We start from the raw sequence: 15,290 nt of genomic DNA on the forward strand, positions 1-15,290 counted from the left end.
AATTGTATCAGCAAGACTGACGCGTAAAGACGAATCGATCACGCGCCCGATGGCGTGCTCAGGCAAGGCGTGACAACGCTCTGACGCTTCATTGAATTTCGCTAAGGGAGCGATAGAACCTGCTGCGTGACGAACGACGCTGCGAAGAGAACAACGAGGGGAAATGAAACAGAGGCGAAAAAAGGAAGGTGACGAGCCTGACCCTCGGCACTGGCGGAAAACGGCTGTGGCTGCTTCGTTCCCGACCTGACCAGGTTGACCGCCCCTCCATGCGAGGAGGCCCGTCACGTCGTATTCTAACATCGCTCGTTGCGCCGCGCGAGAGGCTGGCTCGACAAAAGACGCAGAAACCCGTTCGAACGTCGTCGATGCCCTCTTGTGTTCGCGCGCGCGAACTCCAGATAGGTGGTGTCACGAGGGACCCGCCGCGCCCTGGCATCGACATCGGTATCACGTGAAGTGATGTGAGGCGCGGCGCGAAACCCTACTGTCGGAATGCGTACTATCACGACGGGCAACGCATAGCAATTTAGGCTAAACTGACGTTCAAGTGACCCGCAAAGCCAAGCCAGTCCGCCCTCCTGAAGGTGTCCCCACGATACTTCCCGCGGTGCGCTTCATGGTTTGCCCTGTGGCAAAGCGAACGGAAAGTTTTCTGATTTTGTTGTATCGTGGCGGGCATTCAAAGCAGGCCTCGAACCGAAAGAGGTATTCACACAAATGAGCGAACACATCAAGCATATTAGCGACGCGTCGTTTGAACAGGACGTCGTCAAATCCGACAAACCCGTGCTGCTCGATTTCTGGGCGGAATGGTGTGGCCCGTGCAAGATGATCGCGCCGATCCTCGACGAAGTTGCGAAGGACTACGCTGATCGCCTGCAGATCGCCAAGATCAATGTCGACGAACATCAATCCACGCCCGTCAAGTTCGGCGTGCGCGGCATCCCTACGCTGATCCTCTTCAAGAACGGCGCGGTTGCTGCACAGAAGGTTGGCGCACTGTCGAAGTCGCAACTCACCGCGTTCCTCGACGGCAACCTTTAATCTGCATGCACGGCACGCGCGCAGCAAGCGCGTTGCCCGGCTCGCGCAGTGCGTCGGCAGTGAAGTGACGCCGCGCATGAAGCGAGCCGCATGATTCTTGTTGTCGCTGGACAACAGACAACAAGAATCATGCGCCGACAAAGAACCGGCCGCGCAGGCTGGTTTTGGCGTGTGCTATGCTAGAATCCATAAAACGTCGAAAAGACGAGTAAGTCCTTGAGCGGTTCCGCTCACTTCTCCTCCCAGATTTCAATTCAGGTCGCACCTTCTCTGCGGGTTCTCCGTATGCATTTATCCGAGCTTAAGACTCAGCACGTGTCCCAATTGATCGAGATGGCCAATGGTCTCGAGATCGAAAGTGCGAACCGCCTGCGCAAGCAGGAACTGATGTTCGCCATTCTAAAAAAGCGCGCCAAAACGGGCGAAACGATCTTCGGTGACGGCACCCTCGAAGTGCTGCCAGACGGCTTCGGCTTCCTGCGCTCGCCGGAAACCTCGTATCTCGCCAGCACGGACGACATCTACATCAGCCCGTCGCAGATCCGCCGCTTCAACCTGCATACGGGCGACACGATCGAAGGCGAAGTCCGCACGCCGAAGGACGGCGAGCGCTACTTCGCGCTGGTGAAGGTCGACAAGGTCAACGGCCAGCCGCCGGAAGCCTCGAAGCACAAGATCATGTTCGAGAATCTGACGCCGCTGCACCCGAACAAGGTGCTGCTGCTCGAACGTGAAATGCGTGGCGAGGAAAACGTCACGGGCCGCATCATCGACATGATCGCGCCCATCGGCAAGGGCCAGCGCGGTTTGCTCGTCGCGTCGCCGAAGTCCGGCAAGACCGTGATGCTTCAGCACATCGCCCATGCGATCAAGCAGAACCATCCGGACGTGATCCTGTTCGTGTTGCTGATCGACGAGCGTCCTGAAGAAGTGACGGAAATGCAGCGTTCGGTGGCAGGCGAAGTCATTGCTTCGACGTTCGACGAACCGGCTGCGCGTCACGTGCAGGTCGCCGAAATGGTGATCGAAAAGGCCAAGCGCCTCGTCGAAATGAAGAACGACGTGGTGATTCTGCTCGACTCGATCACACGTCTCGCGCGTGCGTACAACACGGTCGTCCCGGCATCGGGCAAGGTGCTGACGGGCGGTGTCGATGCGAACGCACTGCAGCGTCCGAAGCGCTTCTTTGGCGCGGCCCGTAACATCGAGGAAGGCGGTTCGCTGACCATCATCGGCACGGCGCTGATCGAAACGGGCAGCCGCATGGACGACGTGATCTACGAAGAATTCAAGGGCACGGGCAACATGGAAGTGCACCTCGAGCGCCGTCTCGCGGAAAAGCGCGTCTATCCGTCCATCAACCTGAACAAGTCCGGCACGCGTCGCGAAGAACTGCTCATCAAGCCCGAGATCCTGCAAAAGATCTGGGTGCTGCGCAAGTTCATCCACGACATGGACGAAGTCGAGGCAATGGAATTCCTGCTCGACAAGATCCGCCAGACGAAGAACAACGCCGAGTTCTTCGACATGATGCGTCGCGGTGGCGGCTAAATAGCCATCGACATTCCGACCGCAAAAACGCCTGCTTTCGAGCAGGCGTTTTTTATTTTCACGCTCCCCGCCTGCGCACGCCGCGATGCGAATGCGCACCTATCTCTATAATGCTTCACGCCCCGCCGACCAGTGAAGCATCACCATGCCGAACGCCGATTCCCCCACGCTGCTGACCGTGCGCGACGCCGCCGAACGCCTGGCCGTCACGCCGCGCACGCTCAAATACTACGAAGAACGCGGACTGGTTACGCCCAGCCGCAGCGAAGGCCGCTATCGTCTGTACGATGAGGACGACCTCGAACGCTTTTCGCGCATCCTGCGTTTGCGCGCGCTGGGGTTTTCGCTGGCGGGCATTACCGAAATGCTGAAGCGCCCGCTCGAAAACACCGAAAGCGGACGCCGCGGCTATTCGATGGAATCGTTGCAGCAGATACGTGACGGTCTCGCGCAGCAGGTCGAATCGCTCGATGCGCGGATCGAATCCGTGCAGCGCGAACTGAAGGAAGCGCAAAAGCTCAAAGCGGAACTGAGCGACGATCTGGATTACGTGCAGCGCCGTCTCGCTGGCGAGAGTGCCGACGAACTGATCCAGAAGCGGCGCGCCTCCGCCGCGTTGAAGCGCGCCAAAAACACGAAAGCCTGAGCGTCACGCACGCCGTCCGGCATATCTCGCAACCGCTCAGCATCGATCACTCAAACGAATCCAGGCACGCGATGTTTTCGAAACTCACTCGATGGCTCGACACGCGCCGCCGCGACCGCGCGCTACGCACCTACGCGATCGACGACGCGCTCTGGCAGGCGACGCTCGACGGGCTGCCCTTCCTGTCGCATCTGGCGCCCGCCGATCTGCAGCGCCTGCGCGAGATGACGAGTCTCTTCATCGCACAAAAGGAATTCTCGACCGCGCACGATCTCGAATTGACCGAACGGATCACCGTCGCGATTGCCGTGCAGGCCTGCCTGCCCGTGCTCAATCTCGGGCTGGAACTGTATCGCGGCTGGGTCGGCGTGATCGTCTATCCGGGCGAGTTCGTGATCCGCAAGACGGTCGAAGACGAAGACGGCGTCGTGCATGAAGTCGAGCACGATGCGAGCGGCGAAGCGTGGGAAGGCGGCCCCGTGATTCTGTCCTGGGAAGACGCGCAGATGACGGACAGCGCGGACGCCTACAACGTCGTGATTCACGAGTTCGCGCACAAGATCGACATGGTGACGGGCGAAGCGGATGGCCACCCGCCCCTCTTTCGCAAGCTGCATGCGCCGCTCGATGCCGCGCAATGGGCCGACGTGTTCGACCACGCGTACGACCAGTTCTGCGCGAAGGTGGACGCCGTGCCGGATCGCCGCTGGACGCGCTTCGAGCGTGAATCGCTGATCGATCCGTATGCAACCGATCACCCATCGGAATTTTTTGCCGTCTGCAGCGAGGCGCTGTTCGTGAAACCACGCGAGTTCGAGGCGGAATATCCCGAGCTCTATCGGCTGCTCGCGCGCTATTACCGGCAAGACCCGGCCAGCACGGGCGCACTTGGCGATACAAATAGCTGATTCCAAAGGAAAAACGGCTGAAAACGAAGCTGTGCCGCGTCTGCCAAAAAACCTTCGGCAACCTCGTCAAAGGTCTGATTTTCTGGCATAATCCCCGTTTTTCGACCTTAGGCAAGTGGCTCGCGGTTGCGGAATTCTCCGGCTCCCGGGTTGGCTACCGCCAGATTAAAGGAAAGACCATGAAAGAAGGCATTCACCCGAATTACCGCGAAGTCCTGTTCGTCGATATGTCGATCGACTTCAAATTCGTGACGCGCTCGACCATCCAGACGAAGGAAACGGGCGAATTCGAAGGCAAGACGTACCCGCTGGCGAAGATCGAAGTCTCGTCGGAATCGCATCCGTTCTACACGGGTCAGCAAAAGATCATGGACACGGCAGGCCGCGTCGAGAAGTTCAACAAGAAGTTCGGCGCCCGCGCTTCGGGCAAGGCCGGCAAGTAATACCCCGCCGGTTACACGTGTGTGCCCCGACTTTCGTCCGGGCCGCAACGATGCAAAAAGGGCAGCGAAAGCTGCCCTTTTTTGTCGGTGGACGCCGTGTCGATTCACCGCCCGGCTTCGCATCGACACCCCGCCCGACCCTCGCCCGTTTACCTGCTGTGCAACCGTCTGTAAGGCAGCGTGTGACGCGCACCGCGCCACCCGTCTACAATGCCGCATGCCTGAATCCGAGACGCCTCCTGCGCTCCACCAATAACTCACGGCTGCCACGCGCGCGGCCCCACACGAACACCGCATGAGATCTGTCGTTCGCCTCACTGCCTCCGCTACCAGCGCGCTGCCGCGCTGGCTGCTGCTCACCATCTGCGTCGTGTATGCGTCGTTTGGCCTGTTCGGGCGCGACCCATGGAAGAACGAGGATGCAGCCGGCTTCGGCGTCATGTGGACGATGGCCAACGGCTCGCTGCACGACTGGCTGCTGCCGAATCTGGTCGGCAAGTACATGACCTCGGACGCGCCGCTCGGCTACTGGCTCGGCGCAAGCGCGATCCGCGTGCTGGACCCGCTCGTCGATGCAAGCAATGCGTCGCGCGTGTTCACCGGCCTGCTGTTCTGCGTGGCGTGCGCGTTCGTCTGGTACGCAGCCTATCTGCTCGGTCGCGGGCCCGAGGTCCAGCCGTTCAAATACGCCTTCGGCGGCGAGCCCGAGCCGCGAGATTATGGCCGCACGCTCGGCGACGGCGCGCTGCTGATCCTGCTCGCCACGTTCGGCCTCGCCGAACGTGGCCACGAAACCACGCCGCAGATCGCGCAGTTCGCCTGCATCGCGATGCTCGTCTACGGCCTCGTGCGGATGATCGACAAACCCGTCCAGGGCGCGCTGATCTGGGGTGGCGCGATCGGCCTCGTCACGCTGTCGAGCAGTCCTGTGCTGGTCGGCGCGCTGCTGATCGGCACCTTCGCGATGATGGTGATCGTGCACGAGACGCACTGGCGCACGCTGATGCTGGCCGGCCTGCCCGTCGCGCTGGCGCTGTCGGTTGCGTGGCCGCTCGCGGCCATCGCGCTCTACCCCGACGACGCCGTCTGGTTCCTCCAGCAATGGATGCGCGGCAGTCTGCATGCGTTCGCGGGCCCCTATGGCTCGACGCTGCTCTACGCCGTCAAAAACCTGTCGCTGTTCGCGTGGCCGGCGTGGCCGCTCGCGATCTGGGCGTGGTTCAGCTGGGCCGGCGTGCGGCGCGCGCCGCACATCGCTATTCCGCTGTCGGTGATTGCGCCGCTGCTGATTCTCGTCGTGCTGCAAAGCCATGGCTCGAACCGTCTATTCATCCTGCTGACGCCCGCACTGGCCGTCATCGCCGCGTTCGCGCTGCCGACGCTCAAGCGCGGCGCGATCAATGCGATCGACTGGTTCGCGGTGCTCAGCTTCACCGTGCTCGGCTCGTTCGTCTGGCTCGTGTGGCTCGCGGGCATGACGGGCTTCCCGCATCAGCTGGCGCGCAACCTCGCGCGCCTCGCGCCGGGCTTCACGCCGCAGTTCAAGATCCTGTCGTTCGTGTGCGCGGTCGCCGTGACCGTCTGCTGGTTCGTGCTGGTGCAATGGCGCGTGGCGCGTCATCCGAAGGTACTGTGGCGCAGCGTCGTGCTGTCGAGCGCAGGCACCACGCTGATGTGGGTGCTGCTGATGACGCTGTGGCTGCCCGTCGTCAACTACAGCCGGACCTACAAGGACGTGGCCCAGCAGATCGCCGCGCACCTGCCGGCCGACTACAACTGCATTTCGCCCGCGCGCCTCGGCGACGCGCAGATCGCCACGTTCGCTTACTTCGGCGACATGCATTTTTCGTTCGATGAAGACTGCGACGTGCTCCTGCGCCAGGACACGCAGGACTTCGGCGAGCCGAGCGCGATGTCGAACTTCGTCTGGAAACTCGTCTGGGAAGGCCGCCGCGTCGCCGACCGCGACGAACGCTTCCGCCTGTACGTGCGCATCGACCGGCCGCAGCCGCCCGTCAAGCGCCGCCCGTGGCGTCCGAAGAAAGCCGGCTGACCATGTTCGCCGATGTGCGGAAAATCGCCGGGCTAGCGTGGCCCGTGCTGATCGGCCAACTGGCGATCATCGCATTCGGCGTGATCGACACGGCGATGGTCGGCCGTTTTTCGGCAACCGATCTCGCCGCGCTCGGCCTCGGCTCATCGATCTACATCTCCGTGTATATCGGCCTGACGGGGATTCTGACGGCGCTGCAACCGATCGCCGGTCAGCTCTACGGCGCGGCGCGTTACGAAGAGATCGGCGAGGAAGTGCGCCAGGCGCTGTGGCTCGCGCTGGCGCTCGCCGTCATCGGCTTTCTGATTCTCTACTTCCCTCACCCGCTGCTGCAGGTTGCGCGTGCCCCCGAGGCGCTGCGCGAGCGCACCGTGTCCTATCTGCAGATACTCGCGTTCGGCTTGCCGGCGAGCCTCGCGTTTCGCGTCTACAGCTCGCTGACCAATGCCGTCGGCCAGCCGCGGCTCGTGATGATCCTGCAGATCGGCGCGTTGCTGCTGAAGGTGCCGCTCAACGTCCTGCTGATTTTCGGCAAGCTGGGCTTGCCGGCGCTCGGCGGTCCGGGCGCCGCGCTCGCCAGCATTCTGATCAACTGGACGCTCGCCGTCGTCGGCATGCTGGTGATGACGAAGCTCGACGTGTTCCGGCCGTTCGCGATCTTCCGGCACTTCTGCTGGCCGGTCTGGCGGCGTCAGGCGGCACAGTTGAAGCTCGGCGTGCCGATGGGACTGTCGTATCTGATCGAGGTCACGTCGTACACGTTCATGGCGCTCTTTATTGCGCGCTTCGGCACGACGACGCTGGCGGGTCATCAGATCGCAGGCAACATCGGTGCGGTGCTATACATGACGCCGCTGTCGATCGGCATCGCCACGTCGACGCTCGTCGCGCAGGCGCTCGGCGCGCAGCGTTTCGAGGCCGCGCGCACGCTCGCGCGGCACGGCATCGCGATGGCCGTTGCGATCGCGTGCTGCTATGGCGTGATCGTGCTCGCACTGCGGCCCGTCATCATCGAGGGCTACACGCCTAATCCGCAGGTCGTGCAGGCGGCGATGCCGCTGGTGCTGATCGTCGTTTTCTACCATCTGTGCGACGCGCTGCAGATCACGTCGGCGTTCGTGCTGCGCGCGTATCGCGTGGCTGTCGTGCCGACCGTGATCTATGCCGTGGCGTTGTGGGGCGTCGGGCTGGGCGGCGGTTATGCGCTCGGTTTCGACGTCGGCGGCTGGGTACCCGAATCGTTCACGGGCGCGCGCGGATTCTGGCTCGCGAATACGGCCAGCCTGTTGATCGCGGGTATCGGTCTCGCCGTGTATCTGCGGACGATCAGCGGACGGTCGGTGCGGATGGGCGCCGTGCAGCAGGCGGATAGCGCGGCCTGATTTCACTTCGAGCCTACGCCAACGTCGTTGCGCAAACCCTCCGTGCACCGACCTGCTTCCTCGCAATCCGACGATCTCCCCTTGTAGACTGAGCTTTCGAACGGCCCGCAAAGGTCGCCTCGGAGAATGGCGAAAAAACAGACCGTTAGTTGCATTCCAAGTCTTCCGCCAACCCGCACTGATCGGTCCAACGCCTCAGACAGCAGCCTCCACCGCTTCCTCTTCATCGCGCCGCTCGAACACTTCGCGCGCTGCGAACAGTGCATTCAACGCAGCCGGAAAACCCGCATACACGGCCATCTGCATGAACACTTCGACGATCTCGTCGCGCGTGCAGCCGACGTTCAATGCCGCTTCGATATGCACCTTGAGTTGCGGCTGCGCGTTGCCGAGCACGGCCAGCGCCGCGATCGTCGCGATTTCACGAGCGCGCAGGTCGAGTTGCGGGCGGCTATACACATCGCCGAACGGAAACTCGATCAGGAGCCGCGCGAAATCCGGCGCAATCGGTGCGAGCGACGCGATCACCTTCTCCCCTGCCGTTCCGTCGATTTCCTTCAGCTTGTCCCAGCCGCGTGCGTAGCGATCGTCGTGTGCGTGATTCATGGCGAGTCCTTTACAAATGAGTTGTCGATATGTCCTGTCGATGCTTCGCGCTCTGCGGCCTCATAAAACACGATCTTGTCGCTGATCGCCTCGAGGTTGGTCTGCAACTCGGCGATACGCGCGAGCACGGCGTCGCGATGTTCGATCAGCATCGCGCGGCGCGCGCCGAACGTCCCGTCGCCTTCGGCACGCAGCGCAGCGAACGCCTGCATGCCCGCGATCGGCATCCCCGTCGCCTTCAGGCGCATCACGAATTGCAGCCAGTCGAGATCCGCAGGCGCGTACAGGCGATGCCCCGCGTCCGCGCGGCCGATGGACCGCAACAATCCCGCCTGCTCGTAGTAGCGCAGCGTATGCGTGGAGACGCCGCTCGTCGCGGCGACCTGACCGATGGTGAGAGCTTTCGACATGACGGAACTCAGGTTAGGACTTCGAGTGAACTCTAAGTCAAGCGCTATCTGACAACCCGTGACAACGCGTGACAATGCGCGGATGTCAGCGTGATCCTACCTGTGAAGCAGGTTGGGAACGTCGTAAGCGTCAGTTAGAATCGGCGGCGATCCGAAAGAAAAATGAAACCGGGAGCGCAGTCGATGCCAAGCGGCACCATCAAACGTCAAGCGATATGGGCAGCCGCAGCGGCTGCGATGCTCGGTCTTCTCATCGGCGTCACCTGGCGCGCCGATGCAGCGCGCATCACGCAGGTCACACCACAAGGCAAGGTCGCGCAAGTCCGCCAGGTGGTCGTCAAGTTCGACGAATCGATGGTCGCGTTCGGCGCACCCGATCTGCCCGCGCCCGCGCGCATCAAGTGCAACGACGCGGCGGCGAGCGCTGGCCAGCCGCGCTGGATCGACGACAAGACCTGGGCTTGGGATTTCACCGCTGATCTGCCGCCCGGCGTCGCCTGCTCAGTCGATCTGAACGACGGTTTGAAATCGTCGGCGGGCCAGCCGTTGACGGGGCCGCGTCACTACGCGTTCGAAACGGGTGGCCCGTTCGTGCAGAACGTCCAGCCCTATGGCGGCGAAATCGAGGAAGACCAGGCGTTCGTCGTGCGGCTCAACGGCCCGGCGACGGATGCGTCGGTGCAACAGCACGTCTGGTGCGAATCGAGTGGTCTGGGCAACCGGATTCCCGTGAAGAATGTCGACACCGCGACCCGCACCGAACTGCTCAAGCGCTTCCGTCTGCAGAAGGAAGCGGCGCGCGTGCTGACGCTACAGTGCCAGCAAACGCTGCCGTCCGGCACGAAGGCGCAACTCGTCTACGGCAAGGGTGTCGCGAGTCCGAGCGGCATTACGAACGACGTCGAACGCCGCTTCGACTTCAACGTGCGCGAGCCGTTCGCCGCGAGCTTCAGTTGCGAGCGTGAGAACGCGAAGGCGCCTTGCACGCCTCTGCGGCCGCTGCGCGTGCAGTTCAACGCGCCCATCCTGCGTACCGATGCGGAAAAAATCCGTATCAAGGGGCCAAGCGGCGAAATCAAACCGACCTTCTCCCCTGACGACAAAGACCCGCAAATCACCACGGTCGAATTCGCCGCGCCGCTGCCCGAGCGCGCGGACCTGACCATCGAACTCCCTTCGAATCTCAAGGACGTCAGCGGCCGCGCGCTGACCAACGCCGACCTCTTCCCGCTCAAGACCGCGACGGCGCCGATGCCGCCGCTCGCAAAGTTTTCGTCCGGAACGTTCGGCATCATCGAGCGCTTCGCGGAACCGGATATGCCCGCGCTCGTGCCCGTCACGCTGCGCAACGTCGAAGCCGATCTTCATATCGCGGGGCTCAACGCGGGCAACGCCCAGTTCACGAAGCTGCGCGTCGACGCCGACAGCGACATCCGCCGCTGGATGCGCAACGTCGACCGCTTCGACGGGTTCATGATGGACCGTCAGTCGATCACCCAGCAGATGCCGCAACTGCTCGCGCACAATCCACATCCCGTGATCGTGCCGCGCAGGCCAGACGATGCCGACCCGGCCGAAGACCGCAAAAATCCGCTGATCGATGTCCGCTCGCTGTCGTTGCTCGCGGGTCAATCGAACCTCGAAACGCTCGCGCTGCCGAAGGCCGATCCAAAAGCGCTGCGGCCTTTCGAAGTGGTCGGCGTGCCCGTGACGAAACCAGGTTTCTATGTGATCGAACTCGCGTCGCCTGCGCTCGGCGCATCGCTGCTCGGCAAGCAGGCGCCGATGTACGTGCGCACGGCGGTGCTCGTCACGAACCTCGGCGTGCACTTCAAACAGGGGCGCGAGAACAGCGTCGTGTGGGTGACGACGCTCGACAAGGGCCAGCCCGTGCCGAACGCCGACGTGCACGTGAGCGATTGCAACGGCGACGAACTCGCGTCGGGCAAGACCGACGCGCACGGCGTGCTGACGATCAACCAGTCGCTGACGTCACGCAACGAGTGCAAGGAAGACAGCTTCGATGGCTTCTTCGTATCGGCGCGCATCGACGATCCGAAGACGGGCCACGACATGGCGTTCGTGCGCTCCGACTGGAACCGCGGCATCGAAGCATGGCGCTTCAACGTGCCGACCGACACGAGCATCCAGCAGACCGTGCGCGCCCATACCGTGTTCGACCGCACGCTGCTGCGCGCGGGCGAGACGGTGTCGATGAAACACATGATCCGCGTCGAGACGATGCACGGCCTCGCCTTTCCGAAGACGTATCCGACGCGCCTGACGATCCGCCATCTCGGCAGCGGACAGACCTGGCACATGCCACTCAAGTGGGCCGCCGACCACACATCGGATTCGACCTTCGCGATTCCCGCCGCGGCGAAGCTCGGCGAATACAGCGTCTCGCTCGATGACGGCGATGCGAGCACGGCGTCGAACGACAACACATCGAACGACGATAGCGACGACGACAGCGGCGCCGACTCGGCGCGCCATAGCTATTCGTCCGGCAGCTTCCGCGTCGAGGAGTTTCGACTGCCCGTATTCAAAGGCACGATCGCCGTACGCGACGAAAAGAATCACCCGCTCGTCGCCGCAAGCGAAGCGCCCGTCACATTGCAGATCGACTATATGTCGGGCGGCGGCGCGTCGGGCCTGCCCGTGCAGGTGTCGGCGCTCATGAAGAGCACCACGCCCGCTTTCGCCGGCACGTATCCCGAGTTCAGCTTTGCGCCCTATAAGAAGCGCAACGACGCCAACACATCGTCATCCGATGACGAAGAAAGCGAACAGGCCGCCGACGACGACACGTCGAAGCTGATCGCCGACAAGGAACCCGTCACGCTCGACCGCAACGGCGCAGGCAGCCTGAGCCTGAAGAGCCTGCCACAAGTCGATGCGCCCAAGCGCCTCGCGCTCGAAGCCACGTTCGCCGATCCGAACGGCGAAGTGCAGACGATCAGCGGCAACGCGACGCTATGGCCCGCGGCCGTCGTCGCGGGCGTGAAGTCGGGGCAATGGGTGTCGGTCGGCAACGCAGTGCCTGTGAAGGCACTCGCCGTCGATCTGCAAGGCAAGCCGCGCGCGGGCGTGCCGCTGGAAGTACGCGGCATTGCGCGCATCACGATCACGTCGCGAAAGCGCATGGTCGGCGGCTTCTATGCGTACGACAACCACACGGAAACGAAGGACCTCGGCACGCTGTGCAGCGGCAAGAGCGACGACCACGGCCTGATGACCTGCGACGCGAAGCTCAAGGAAGCGGGCAATGTCGATCTCGTCGTCACCGCGAAGGACGGCGAAGGCCATGCATCGACGGCCACGACATCCGTGTGGGTCACGCGTGAGGAAGACCTGTGGTTCGGCGGCGAAAACACCGACCGTATCGACGTGCTGCCCGAAAAGAGCGCCTACGAACCCGGCGAAACCGCACGCTTCCAGGTACGCATGCCCTTCCGCTTCGCCACCGCGCTGGTGGCCGTCGAACGGGAAGGCATCGTCGAAACGCATGTCGTGAAACTGGACGGCAAGGACCCGACCGTCGAGCTGAAAGTGAACGAAGCGTGGGGACCGAACGTGTACGTGTCGGTGCTCGCGCTGCGCGGACGCATCCGCGAAGTGCCGTGGTACTCGTTCTTCACGTGGGGCTGGAAGGCACCGCTCGAATGGGCGCGCGCGTTCTGGTACGAAGGCCGCTACTACGAAGCGCCGACGCCGCTCGTCGATCTGTCGAAGCCCGCATTCCGCTACGGTCTCGCCGAGATCAAGGTCGGCACGGCCGCGCATAAGCTCAACGTAACGGTCACGCCGGACGCGAAGTCGTACACGGTACGCGGCAAGGCGCATGTGAAGCTGCGCGTGCAGATGCCGGGCGGCAAGCCCGCGCCCGCCGGCACGCAGATCGCGGTGGCCGCCGTCGACGAAGCGCTGCTCGAACTGATGCCGAACAACAGCTGGGACGTGCTCGACGCGATGCTGCAACGGCGCGCGTATGGCGTCGAAACGTCAACGGCGCAGATGGAGATCGTCGGACGCCGGCACTTCGGTCGCAAGGCCGTGCCCGCGGGCGGCGGCGGTGGACACAGCTCGACGCGCGAACTGTTCGATACGCTGCTGCTGTGGAACCCCCGCGTGACGCTCGACGCAAACGGTGAAGCGACCGTCGACGTGCCGCTCAACGACGCGTTGACGAGCTTCCGTATTGTCGCGATCGCAGCCGTCGGCGACGGCACGTTCGGCACGGGCAGCACGTCGATCCGCAGCACGCAGGATCTGCAGCTGATCTCCGGCTTGCCGCCGCTGGTGCGCGAAGGCGACCAGTTCCGCGCGCAGCTCACGGTGCGCAACACGACCACGCGCGCGATGAAGGTTGTTGTGACGCCGAACGTGCCTGGGCTGTCGTTGCAAACGCAAACCGTCGATCTCGCTGCCGACTCTGCACGCGAAGTCGCCTGGACAGTCTCGCCGCCCGATGGTCTTTCCGAAGCCAATCCCGCGGCGTTGACCTGGAATGTCAGCGCGGCGGAACAAGGCGCATCGCACGCGACGGATGCGCTCAAGGTCACGCAGCGCGTGACGGCAGCCATCCCCATCACCGTGCAGCAGGCGACGCTCACGCAAGTCGACGGCGCGTTCACGCTGCCCGTCGCCGCGCCGCCGAACGCCACGGCTACGCAAGCGGGTGCGCTACGCGGCGGCATCGCGGTATCGCTGCAATCCAAGCTGTCGGATGGCATGCCCGGCGTGCGCCGCTGGTTCGAGCGCTATCCGTATAGCTGCCTTGAACAGCAGACGTCGGTTGCACTGGGTTTGCGCGACGCCACGCGCTGGCAAGGCGTAGTCGCGCGCATGCCCGTCTATCTCGACAAGGACGGTCTCGCCAACTACTTCCCGCCGGGCGACGACAGCGGCAACACGGGCAGCACCACGCTCACCGCCTATCTGCTGTCCGTCACCGACGAAGCCGCGAAGCTCGACCCGCGCTTCGCATTGCCCGACGATCTGCGCGCGAAGCTCGAAGGCGGCCTGGTCAATTTTGTCGAAGGCCGGCTCGAACGCAATTTCTGGGCGCCGCGCAAGGATCTCGATTTGCGCAAGCTCGCCGCGCTCGAAGCGCTGTCGCGTCACGGCGCCGCGCGTGCAAGCATGCTCGGCTCGATCGAAATCGCGCCGAACCAGTGGCCGACGTCGGCCGTGCTCGATTACTACGCGGTGCTCTCGCGCGTGAAGGACATTCCACAACGCGACGAAAAACTCGCACAGGTCGAACAGATCATCCACGCGCGGCTGACGTATCAGGGCACACGCCTCACCTTCTCGACGGCCGACAACGACGATCTGTGGTGGCTGATGTCGGGCACGGAAACCAACGCGGCGCGCACGGCGCTCACGTTCGTCGACATGCCCGCCTGGAAGGACGAGATGCCGCGCCTCGTCGCGGGGATGCTCGCGTTGCAGAAGAACGGCGCCTGGCAAACGACGACGGCGAACCTGTGGGGCTCGATTGCCGTGCAGCGCTTCTCGCAGGTATTCGAGAGCGTGCCTGTCACAGGGCAAACGAAGCTGCAACTCGGCTCGACGGACAAGACGATTTCGTGGAGCCAGCCCGCTGCCACCGCGGCGAACTATGCGTCCGCAACGGCCATCACGAAGACGGCCGACACGCGCAGCCAGCTGCTCCCGTGGCCGCCTGAAACGCGCAGCGCGCCCGTGTCCCTGACGCTGATGCACGACGGCACGGGCAAGCCGTGGGCGACGATCGAAAGCCTCGCCGCCGTCGCGCTGAAAGCGCCGTTCGCAGCGGGCTACCGGATCACGAAAACGGTCACGCCGATCGATCCCGCCGTGAAGGGCGTGAACACGCGCGGCGATATCGTGCGCGTGCATCTGGATATCGACGCGCAGACGGATATGACCTGGGTTGTCGTCAACGATCCCGTTCCGGCGGGCGCGACGATTCTCGGGTCGGGTCTCGGCCGCGATTCGGAGGCCGCGACGCAAGGCGAGAAGTCGAAGGGCGAGGCGTGGCCGGCATTCGTCGAACGCGGCTTCGACGGCTATCGCGCGTACTACGATTACGTGCCGAAGGGTAAGTTCTCGGTCGAGTACACGGTGCGGCTGAACAACGTCGGCACGTTCGGCCTGCCGCCGACACGCGTCGAAGCGCTCTACGCGCCGTCGACGTTCGGCGTGCTGCCGAATGCCGCCGTCGTCGTGAAGCCAGCGGCTACTGCGAAGTAAGGAG

At 63.4% G+C, this 15,290-nt stretch carries 10 protein-coding genes and 1 other RNA gene; 8 read left to right on the plus strand and 3 right to left on the minus strand.

Annotation, left to right across the window (positions count from 1 at the left end):
• Positions 1 to 187 precede the first annotated feature (187 nt).
• An RNA gene (gene ffs, locus PPGU16_RS08450) (signal recognition particle sRNA small type) lies at positions 188 to 286 on the minus strand.
• 434 nt (positions 287 to 720) lie between these two features.
• Here ffs and trxA point away from each other — a divergent pair.
• The 7 genes from trxA (at position 721) to PPGU16_RS08485 (ending at position 8,030) form a co-directional block, all read left to right on the plus strand.
• On the plus strand, positions 721 to 1,047 hold the full coding sequence (gene trxA / locus PPGU16_RS08455) for a thioredoxin TrxA (protein WP_007586494.1): 327 nt from the start codon (positions 721 to 723) through the stop codon (positions 1,045 to 1,047).
• A 285-nt stretch (positions 1,048 to 1,332) separates the two neighbouring features.
• Entirely contained in the window at positions 1,333 to 2,598 is a 1,266-nt protein-coding gene (gene rho / locus PPGU16_RS08460; protein WP_007586495.1) for a transcription termination factor Rho, read from the plus strand.
• 145 nt (positions 2,599 to 2,743) lie between these two features.
• A complete protein-coding gene (locus PPGU16_RS08465) occupies positions 2,744 to 3,244 on the plus strand; it encodes a MerR family transcriptional regulator (RefSeq protein WP_180719586.1) in 501 nt (166 codons plus the stop codon).
• A gap of 71 nt (positions 3,245 to 3,315) precedes the next feature.
• Positions 3,316 to 4,152, plus strand: a complete 837-nt coding sequence (locus PPGU16_RS08470) for a M90 family metallopeptidase (RefSeq protein ID WP_180719587.1) — start codon at positions 3,316 to 3,318, stop codon at positions 4,150 to 4,152.
• 179 nt (positions 4,153 to 4,331) lie between these two features.
• Positions 4,332 to 4,595, plus strand: a complete 264-nt coding sequence (locus PPGU16_RS08475) for a type B 50S ribosomal protein L31 (RefSeq protein ID WP_036005045.1) — start codon at positions 4,332 to 4,334, stop codon at positions 4,593 to 4,595.
• A 295-nt stretch (positions 4,596 to 4,890) separates the two neighbouring features.
• Positions 4,891 to 6,648: an ArnT family glycosyltransferase gene (locus PPGU16_RS08480; RefSeq protein ID WP_180719588.1), complete on the plus strand. Its 1,758-nt coding sequence runs from the start codon at positions 4,891 to 4,893 to the stop codon at positions 6,646 to 6,648.
• A gap of 2 nt (positions 6,649 to 6,650) precedes the next feature.
• Complete coding sequence (locus PPGU16_RS08485) at positions 6,651 to 8,030, plus strand: MATE family efflux transporter (RefSeq protein WP_180722579.1); 1,380 nt, start codon at positions 6,651 to 6,653, stop codon at positions 8,028 to 8,030.
• Between the two features lie 195 nt (positions 8,031 to 8,225).
• Here PPGU16_RS08485 and PPGU16_RS08490 read toward each other — a convergent pair whose 3' ends face one another.
• Entirely contained in the window at positions 8,226 to 8,636 is a 411-nt protein-coding gene (locus tag PPGU16_RS08490; RefSeq protein WP_180719589.1) for a carboxymuconolactone decarboxylase family protein, read from the minus strand.
• Positions 8,633 to 9,046: a MerR family transcriptional regulator gene (locus PPGU16_RS08495; protein ID WP_180719590.1), complete on the minus strand. Its 414-nt coding sequence runs from the start codon at positions 9,044 to 9,046 to the stop codon at positions 8,633 to 8,635. Before PPGU16_RS08495 ends, PPGU16_RS08490 begins: the two co-directional genes overlap by 4 nt.
• Positions 9,047 to 9,229: 183 nt before the next feature.
• Here PPGU16_RS08495 and PPGU16_RS08500 point away from each other — a divergent pair, with 183 nt between their 5' ends.
• Positions 9,230 to 15,286: an alpha-2-macroglobulin family protein gene (locus PPGU16_RS08500; RefSeq protein ID WP_180719591.1), complete on the plus strand. Its 6,057-nt coding sequence runs from the start codon at positions 9,230 to 9,232 to the stop codon at positions 15,284 to 15,286.
• The last annotated feature ends 4 nt before the right edge of the window (positions 15,287 to 15,290 follow it).

The organism is Paraburkholderia largidicola (assembly GCF_013426895.1).
GTDB classification, from domain to species: Bacteria; Pseudomonadota; Gammaproteobacteria; order Burkholderiales; family Burkholderiaceae; genus Paraburkholderia; species Paraburkholderia largidicola.

What these genes read in the sequence shown, in the direction of transcription:
- trxA (WP_007586494.1), top strand. Translation starts at nt 721, where the DNA reads ATGAGCGAACACATCAAGCATATTAGCGACGCGTCGTTTGAACAGGAC.
- rho (WP_007586495.1), top strand. Translation starts at nt 1,333, where the DNA reads ATGCATTTATCCGAGCTTAAGACTCAGCACGTGTCCCAATTGATCGAG.
- PPGU16_RS08465 (WP_180719586.1), top strand. Translation starts at nt 2,744, where the DNA reads ATGCCGAACGCCGATTCCCCCACGCTGCTGACCGTGCGCGACGCCGCC.
- PPGU16_RS08470 (WP_180719587.1), top strand. Translation starts at nt 3,316, where the DNA reads ATGTTTTCGAAACTCACTCGATGGCTCGACACGCGCCGCCGCGACCGC.
- PPGU16_RS08475 (WP_036005045.1), top strand. Translation starts at nt 4,332, where the DNA reads ATGAAAGAAGGCATTCACCCGAATTACCGCGAAGTCCTGTTCGTCGAT.
- PPGU16_RS08480 (WP_180719588.1), top strand. Translation starts at nt 4,891, where the DNA reads ATGAGATCTGTCGTTCGCCTCACTGCCTCCGCTACCAGCGCGCTGCCG.
- PPGU16_RS08485 (WP_180722579.1), top strand. Translation starts at nt 6,651, where the DNA reads ATGTTCGCCGATGTGCGGAAAATCGCCGGGCTAGCGTGGCCCGTGCTG.
- PPGU16_RS08490 (WP_180719589.1), bottom strand. Translation starts at nt 8,636, where the DNA reads ATGAATCACGCACACGACGATCGCTACGCACGCGGCTGGGACAAGCTG.
- PPGU16_RS08495 (WP_180719590.1), bottom strand. Translation starts at nt 9,046, where the DNA reads ATGTCGAAAGCTCTCACCATCGGTCAGGTCGCCGCGACGAGCGGCGTC.
- PPGU16_RS08500 (WP_180719591.1), top strand. Translation starts at nt 9,230, where the DNA reads ATGCCAAGCGGCACCATCAAACGTCAAGCGATATGGGCAGCCGCAGCG.